Origin of the sequence: Microbacterium sp. H6 (assembly GCF_003314775.1) — a bacterium.
Lineage (GTDB): Bacteria > Actinomycetota > Actinomycetes > Actinomycetales > Microbacteriaceae > Microbacterium > Microbacterium oxydans.
This window is the reverse complement of the sequence record NZ_QOAY01000041.1, coordinates 1-7,819: the sequence shown is the minus strand read 5'-3', so window position 1 is coordinate 7,819 and position 7,819 is coordinate 1. Positions and strand designations below refer to the sequence as shown.

The window sequence follows — 7,819 nt, the reverse complement described above, 5'->3', positions numbered from 1 at the left end:
AGCGGGCGCCGCACCGGCATCCGAGCCCCCGGCCTTGCGGGCAGCGCGGCGCTCCTTGGCACCCTCGACGAGGTTGTACAGCGTCGGCAGCACGATCAGCGTCAACACGGTCGACGAGATCAGGCCGCCGATCACGACGATCGCGAGGGGCTGCGAGATGAAGCCGCCGTGGCCCGTGATGCCGAGCGCCATCGGAGTCAGAGCCAGGATCGTCGCGAGCGCCGTCATGAGGATCGGCCGCAGACGCTTCTCCCCACCGGCCTTGACCGCCTCGATCGTCGACAGACCCTTCTCCCGGTACTGGTTCACGAGGTCGACGAGCACGATCGCGTTCGTCACCACGATGCCGATGAGCATCAGCACGCCGATCAACGACGCGACGCCGAGCGGCACACCCGTGATGATCTGCAGCAGGATCGCCCCGGTCGCCGCGAACGGCACCGAGATGAGCAGCAGCAGCGGCTGGCGCAGCGACTTGAAGGTCGCGACCATGACCACGTAGACGATCAGGATCGCCGCGAGCATCGCCAGCCCCAGCTGCGAGAACGAGTCGGCCTGCTGGGACGCGACACCGCCCACCTCGGCGGATGCACCGTCGGGCAGGTCGACCGCCGCGAGCGCGGTGTTCACCGACTGCGTGGCCGTGGCGAGGTTGTCGGACGCCGGCGGCACGGTGATCGTCGCAGTACGACGGCCCTGCTCCGTGGTGATCGAGGTGGGTCCGTTCTGCTGCTCGACGGTCGCGATGTCCTGCAGCTGCACGATGCCGGCGGGCGTCGGGATGGTGAGCTGCTTGAGCGCATCGACCGTGGTCGGTGGGTTCGGAGTCACGATGTAGACCGTCAGCGCGGTGTCGTCGATCTCGACGGATCCGGCCTGCTGCGGGCGCATGGTGCCCGAGACGATGGCACCGACCGCGACCTCCGAGAGTCCTCGTTGCGCGGCGGCTTCCCGGTCGACCACGACGGCGATGTACGGCAGCGACGCGGCGAGGTTGTCGCTCACCTGGCCGACGCCGTCCTTCCCGTCGAGTTCCTTGACCAGCGCGGTGGTCGCCGTCTGGAGGTCGTCCGAGTCCGAGGCGCTGACCGTGATCTCGATGTCGCTCGATCCGAAGCCGGCCGAGGCCGAGACCGCGACATCCCCGACCTCGTCACCGAGGCCGTCGATCGCATCCTGCACATCCGCGCGGAGCTTCTCCTGATCGGCGTTCGAATCGGTGAGCACCGAGTACGTGACGCCCGCACCGCCCGAGAAGGCGTCGCTGAGCGCCGAACCGCTGGTGCCGATCGAGGCCTGTACGTGCTCGATGCCGTCGATGTCGAGCAGGGCGTCTTCGACTGCCACCGCCGCATCCGACTTGGCCTGCAGACTCGCCGTCGGGCCGAGGTCCTGTGTGATCGTCATGGTGTTCTGGCCGGAGTCGCCGAGGAAGTTGACCTTCATCAGCGGCGCTGCGGCGAGCGTGGCGCCGAGCACGACGACCGCCAGGATCACCGTGACACCGGAGTGCTTGAGCGTCCAGCCCAGGATCGGCCGGTACTGCCGCTGCAGCCACGTCGGCGGAGCGTCGGGGTGCTCTGGGTCGATCGCGTCGCCGTGCTCGTCGAGCAACGGCTTGCCCGGCTTGAGGAACCAGTAGGCGAGCACCGGCACGATCGTCAGGGCTACGAGGAGCGAGGCGACCATCGCGATCGTCACGGTCATCGCGAACGGCCGGAAGAGCTCGCCGACCATGTCGCCGACGAAGACGATCGGCAGGAAGACCGCCACGGTCGTGATGGTGGACGCCGTGATCGCCATCGCGACCTCGCGCACCGCGAGGCGGATCGCATCGCCCTTGTCGGCATCGCCCACGTAGTGACGTTTGATGTTCTCGATCACGACGATGGAGTCGTCGACCACTCGACCGATCGCGATCGTGAGCGCACCGAGGGTGAGCACGTTCAGCGAGTAGCCGAACGCCTGCAGCCCGATGAAGGTGATGAGCACGCTGGTGGGGATCGAGATCGCGGTGACGAGGGTGGAGCGCACCGACATCAGGAAGACGAGGATCACGAGCACCGCGAACACCAGGCCGAGCATTCCCTCGGTGGCGAGCGTCTCGATCGACTGCACGATGAACGGCGCCTGGTCGAAGATCACCGTGAAGGTCGCGTCCGGGAAGGCGTCGCCGATCGTGTCGAGCGCGGCGATCACGCCGTTGGACACCTCCACGGTGTTCGCGGCCGGGAGCTTCGTGATCGAGATCGACAGCGCATCCTTGCCGTCGACACGGGAGATGGAGGTGACGGGATCGGACTCCTGCACGACCGTCGCGACATCGCCGATCGTGACGTCGCTGCCCACCAGCGGAAGGGCGGCGATCTCCTCGACCGAGGTGATCTTCGCGCCCGTCTGCACCGTCAGCGTCTGACCGTTCTCGGTGATGTCGCCACCGGGGAACAGCGTGCCGTTCTGGTCGAGTGCGTCGTTGATCGCCGAGGTGCTCTGGCCGGCAGCAGCGAGCTTCGCCACGTCGGGCGTGATGCTGATGCGCTGACCGACCCCGCCCACGATCTCGGCCGCGTTGACGCCGTCGACGTCTTCGAGTTCGGGGATCGCGACGGATTCGAGCTGGGCCTGGGCGTTGTCCGCGTCCTCGAACCCGGTGACGGCCACCTGGATCACGGGGAAGTCGTCGATGGAGACCGACAGCACCTGCGGCGTCACATCCTCCGGCAGCTGGGACGAGATGCGGTTGATCGCCTGCTGGATCTTCTGCTCTGCCGTGGCGAGGTTCGTGCCGTAGGCGAACATCGCCTGCACGATCGACGCGTTCGTGGTGCTCGTCGCCGTCGTCGACTCCAGGCCGGGGACGCCCTGGATCGCCGCTTCCACCGGGGTGGACACGTCGTTCTCGACGACCTCGGGCGATGCGCCGGGGTAGGTCGTCATGACGACGAGCGCCGGCAGCTCGAGCGAGGGGATGAGCTCCTGCTTGAGGTTCGTGAGCGCGAGGCCGCCGAACACCGCCGCGACGATGGTGATCAGCGCGATGAGCGCGCGGTTCTTGAGGCTCAGGATGGCGAGTTTCGACAAGGCGGTTTCCTCGGTGTCAGGGTGTGGCTGTCGCTGCGGAGGGGGTGGAGACGGAATCTCCGAGGATCCGCGCCAGTGCGGACTCGATGAAGGACTGGGCAAGGCGGTCGTCGCGGATCTGCGTGCTCCACATGACGCCGTCGATGAAGATCATCGCCGCTCTGGCACGGTCTTCGCCATAGGTGGGCGTGAGCAGATCGACCAGGCGGTCCGACAGATGACGAGCGAGATCGCGCAGGCGGGGGTCGTGCACGGCGGCGGTGACCACCGCACGGTCGGCCTGCACGGCGTGATGGTCGTCCATGCTCTCGAACACGAGGGCAGCGATGACGTCGGGCGTGTCGCCGCGTTCGGCGATGGTCTGACGCACTCCGTCGAGGCGGGCATCGACCTCTTCCGCGAGGGCGCGGAACGCGGCAGCCCTGAGGTCGTCGAGGGTGTCGAAGTACTGCGTCGTCGCCCCGAGAGGCACCCCGGCACGCGCGGCCACCATACGGTGTGTGACCGCTTCGGCACCCACCTCGACGATGAGCTCGGCGGTCGCGGTCACGATCTCCCGACGGCGCGCCTCAGGGTCACGTCGCCGACGCTCCCCGTGCTTCATCCCGCCCCCTTGGACATCCGTACATGTACGTTTGTACATTTCAGGATTGTGAAGACGCTGGGAGGCGGCGTCGCCCCAGCGTTTCGAATCGCGCACATGGTTCGATCCGAGCTGCCGATGCCCCCCGTTGCGCGATTCGAAGACGGGTGGGTTCAGACCAGCGCGGCCTCGACCTGCCCGCGCTCGAAGTAGGCGACGAGCTCGGGATCCAACGGCGGAACCTCGATCGCCGATCCGTCGCCACGCAGCGACGCGGTGGCGAGGATGCCGGCGGCGACGGCCTCGCGGGCCGCGACGGGCGACGTCTCGGTTAGTCCGCCGTGCCGCACGAAGCGCAGGAACTCCGCGACGAGCAGGGCGTCCGCACCGTCGTGCCCGGCGTCTGGCACCTCCGGGACGATGAAGGTCTCGTCGGCCGCCGCCGCTCCGGCATGACGCCGATTCCACAGCTTGACCTCACTGCCGGCCACGTCGCCGAAGTTCTCGATGCGACCCTCGGTGCCGATCACGGTGTAGTTGCGCCAGTAGTCGGGCGTGAAATGACACTGCTGGTATGACGCGAAGATCCCGCCCTCCAGCTGCATGTTCACCATCGAGATGTCCTCGACGTCCACCACCGGGTGCAGTCCCGTCAGCGCGGTCGGCGGCCAGTTGTCCATGCTGAACCAGTCCGGCATCCGCTCGCCGGTGCGGTCACGCCGGTCGGTGATGTCGCCGTACACGCTGAGCGCGCCCATCGCCGAGACACGCTCGCTGTAGGCGCCGGCGAGCCAGTGGATGATGTCGATGTCGTGGGCGCCCTTCTGCAGCAGCAGCCCGGTGGTGCGGCGACGGTCGGCGTGCCAGTCCTTGAAGTAGAAGTCGCCGCCGTGCCCGACGAAGTGGCGCACCCAGACGGCCTTGACCTGACCGATGCGGCCGCTCTGGATCAGCCCGCGCATCAGTGTGATGACGGGCATGTGCCGCATGTTGTGGCCGATGTAGAGCCCGGTGCCGGTACGGCGTGCGGTCTCGAGCATGCGGTCGGCGTCGGCGAGGTCGATCGCGAGGGGTTTCTCGCAGAACACCGGCACGCCGGCTTCGAGCGCGCGGATGCTGAGCGCGGCGTGCGTGTCGTCGGGGGTGAGCACCATGACGGCGTCGACGCCCGAGGAGAGCAGCTCGTCGAGCGAGTCGGTGATGAGCGCGTCCGGCACGAGCAGGCGGGCGTCCTCCCGGGCACGCGGGGCGAGGTCGCACACGGCGGAGATGCGCGAGCCGTGCCCCGGTCGATGCACCTCTTCCTGGAGTGTCGAGCGCGCGCCGAAGCCGATGATGCCGATCTGGAGATCCACGATGGTCCTTCTGTGTGATGAGTCTTTGCGGGATGCCGAGGGTCAACGGGCCCGCGGTGCGGGGGCGTCGAGGTCGGTCGAGCCGCCGGGGAAGAGCGTCCACGCGAAGTCGTGCAGGCGCCCCGGTGTGGGGTCGGTCTCGAGGGCGCGGTCGACGATGATGCGCGCCTGCCGCTCGTAGAAGTCGGTCGGACCGACGGTCGTGAGGGTCGGCGCGATCAGGCGGGCGTCCGGGGTGTTGCCGACCCCCACCACCGCGACATCGTGCGGCACGCGGAGGCCGAGCATGTGCGCGGCATTGATCGTGGCGATCGCTGCGAAGTCGGTCGTGGCGTACACGGCATGCGGCCGGTTCTCGCCGGACAGCAGCTCGACCGCAGCGGTGAAGGCGCTCGCCTGGGTGTCGGCGTAGGTCACCGTCCACGCAGGATCGGGAACGATGCCGGCGGCAGCGAGCTTCTCGACATACGGCGTGTAGCGGGTGATCTGCTCGTCGGCGAGGCGCACCGCCCCCTCCGCGGCGATGCACCCGATCGCGGTGTGCGTCTCCAGCAGATGATCCATCGCGATCTCGCAACCGGGGATCGCGTCGGAGCGGATGACGTCGAAGCCGTCCGGGTCGAGATGCTCGGAGAACACCACGAGGCGCTGTCCGCGGCGCACGAGGTCGGCGAGGTTCTTCCGCGCCGCATCGTCGAGACCCACGCCGTCGAGGTAGGCTACGTCGCTCTCGACCCGGTCGAGGGCCGCGTGCCAGTCGCCGTCGGCGAGGATCAGCGTGGTGAGCCCGTGCCTGTTCGCCTCGGCGTTCACGGCATCGGCCACCGCCAGGGACCACGGGTCGCTCAGCATGTGCAGCGAGAGCTGCACCATGCCGCTGCGTCCGGTGCGGATCGCCCGGGCCGCGCTGTTCGGTCGGTAGTTCAGCTCGTCGGCGGCCGCCAGCACCCGCGCCGCCGTGGCTTCGGCGACACCGGCCCCGTTCGTCCCCGACCGACCGGAGAACACGTAAGACACCGTCGCCGTCGACACTCCCGCCCGTTCGGCGACCATCCGCAGCGTCGGCCTTCGGGGCGCCTGGTGCTCGCTCTTCGCCATGTCTCAGCCCTTCGATCCGCTGAACGCGATGCCCTGGATGAACTGTCGCTGCAGCACCATGAAGGTCACCAGCATCGGCAGCGTCGCCAGCAGCGCGCCCGCCATCAGCACCGGATAGTCCGTGCCGTGGATGCCGACCAGCTGCGACAGGCCCACCGACAGCGGCATCTTGGCGGGATCGGTCGTCACGATCAACGGCCAGAGCAGATCGTTCCAGGACCACAGCACAGTGAACACCACAAGTGCGATGATGCCAGGCTTCGCGAGCGGAACCATGATGCGCCAGAAGGTCTGCCACGGATTCGCGCCGTCGATGCGTGCGGCTTCCTCGAGCTCGGCGGGCATCGACATGAAGAACTGTCGCATCAGGAAGGTCCCGAAAGCGCTGAAGATGCCGGGCACGATGAGCGCCTGCAGCGTGTTGAGCCAGCCGAGCGACTGGATGATCTCGTACTGCGGCAGCAGGTACAGCTGTGACGGCACCATCAGCACCGAGAGGAACACCACGAACAGGGCGTTGCGGCCGGGGAACGGGATGCGCGCGAACGCATAGCCCGCCATGGTGCAGAGCACCACCTGACCCACCGTGCGCCCGACCGTGAGCCACACGGAGTTCAGGAACATCTGCGCGAACGGCATCGAGTCGAACACCTCAGCGAAGTTGGTGAACACCCACTCGCGCGGCAGGAACGACGGCGGCACCTGCACCGAGTCGGACAGCGTCTTGAACGAGGTGAGCAGCTGCCAGACGAACGGGAAGACCATCAGCACTGCGCCGACGAGGAGCACGAGGTGCACGATCCAGAGACCGCGGTTCTTGGGCTTCCCCGCCCCGGAGCGCGCGGGCTTCGCGCCCACGATGGCGCGTGTGTCGAGGGAAACGTCACTCATAGTGCACCCACTTCTTCTGCAGACGGAACTGCACGATCGTGAGGATCAGGATGATCACCAGCAGCAGGAAGGCCACGGCGGCCGCATAGCCGCGGTCGTTGTCGAGGAACCCCGCTTCGTAGAAGAGGTAGACGACGGTGCGGGTGTTCGGCATCGCGGGATTGCTGCGTCCGAGCATCATGTAGATCAGGTCGAACACCTGCAGCGCCCCGATCACGCTGATGACGCTGACGAAGAAGATCGACGGCGACAGCAGTGGGATCGTGATGGAGAAGAACTTGCGCACGGGACCGGCGCCATCCAGGTCAGCCGCCTCCATGATCGTGTCGGGGATGCCCTGGAGCCCGGCGAGGAAGATGACGATGTTCGTGCCGAGTCCCGCCCAGATGCCGACGACGGCGATCGCGATCAGGGCCGTGTTCGGATCGGTGAGCCAGCTGCGCCCCTCGATGCCGACGGCGGCGAGCGCGGCGTTCAGCACGCCGTAATCGCCGTTGTAGATCATTCGCCAGACCAGCGCGATCGCCGCGGGCATGGTGACCACGGGGATGAAGTACAGCGTGCGATAGGCGCTGCGGCCCTTGAGCCCCGTGGTGTTCAGCAGGGCGGCGATGCCCACGGCGAGCGGGATGCCGATGAGCGCGATGACCGTGTAGATCGCGGTGTTGCGCAGGGCTCCGATCAGCTCGGGGTCCTGGAACAGGCGCGTGTAGTTGTCGAGGCCCACCCACTCGGCCCCTCCGAACGGGCCGGACTTCGTGAACGAGATGATGAGCGTGCGGACGGTCGGCCAGAGGTAGAAGACGGCGAT

Annotated in this window: 6 protein-coding genes; all 6 read right to left on the bottom strand. The window is 67.6% G+C overall.

Annotation, left to right across the window (positions count from 1 at the left end; genetic code table 11):
• Positions 1–3,081: efflux RND transporter permease subunit (locus tag DSP71_RS02760; RefSeq protein WP_147251171.1), on the bottom strand; the 3,081-nt coding region annotated here is incomplete at its 3' end.
• 16 nt (positions 3,082–3,097) lie between these two features.
• Positions 3,098–3,724, bottom strand: a complete 627-nt coding sequence (locus tag DSP71_RS02755) for a TetR/AcrR family transcriptional regulator (RefSeq protein ID WP_258546230.1) — start codon at positions 3,722–3,724, stop codon at positions 3,098–3,100.
• Positions 3,725–3,837: 113 nt separating this feature from the next.
• On the bottom strand, positions 3,838–5,019 hold the full coding sequence (locus DSP71_RS02750; RefSeq protein ID WP_211368779.1) for a Gfo/Idh/MocA family protein: 1,182 nt from the start codon (positions 5,017–5,019) through the stop codon (positions 3,838–3,840).
• A gap of 42 nt (positions 5,020–5,061) precedes the next feature.
• A complete protein-coding gene (locus tag DSP71_RS02745; RefSeq protein ID WP_113680311.1) occupies positions 5,062–6,117 on the bottom strand; it encodes a LacI family DNA-binding transcriptional regulator in 1,056 nt (351 codons plus the stop codon).
• A gap of 3 nt (positions 6,118–6,120) precedes the next feature.
• On the bottom strand, positions 6,121–7,008 hold the full coding sequence (locus DSP71_RS02740; protein WP_017204308.1) for a carbohydrate ABC transporter permease: 888 nt from the start codon (positions 7,006–7,008) through the stop codon (positions 6,121–6,123).
• On the bottom strand, positions 7,001–7,819 hold an 819-nt coding region (locus DSP71_RS02735; protein WP_147251170.1), incomplete at its 5' end, for a carbohydrate ABC transporter permease. The genes DSP71_RS02740 and DSP71_RS02735, both read right to left, overlap by 8 nt.

Excerpts from the sequence above, each read along its gene's own strand:
- DSP71_RS02740 (WP_017204308.1), bottom strand. The coding sequence starts at position 7,008 with ATGAGTGACGTTTCCCTCGACACACGCGCCATCGTGGGCGCGAAGCCC.
- DSP71_RS02755 (WP_258546230.1), bottom strand. The coding sequence starts at position 3,724 with ATGTACAAACGTACATGTACGGATGTCCAAGGGGGCGGGATGAAGCAC.
- DSP71_RS02745 (WP_113680311.1), bottom strand. The coding sequence starts at position 6,117 with ATGGCGAAGAGCGAGCACCAGGCGCCCCGAAGGCCGACGCTGCGGATG.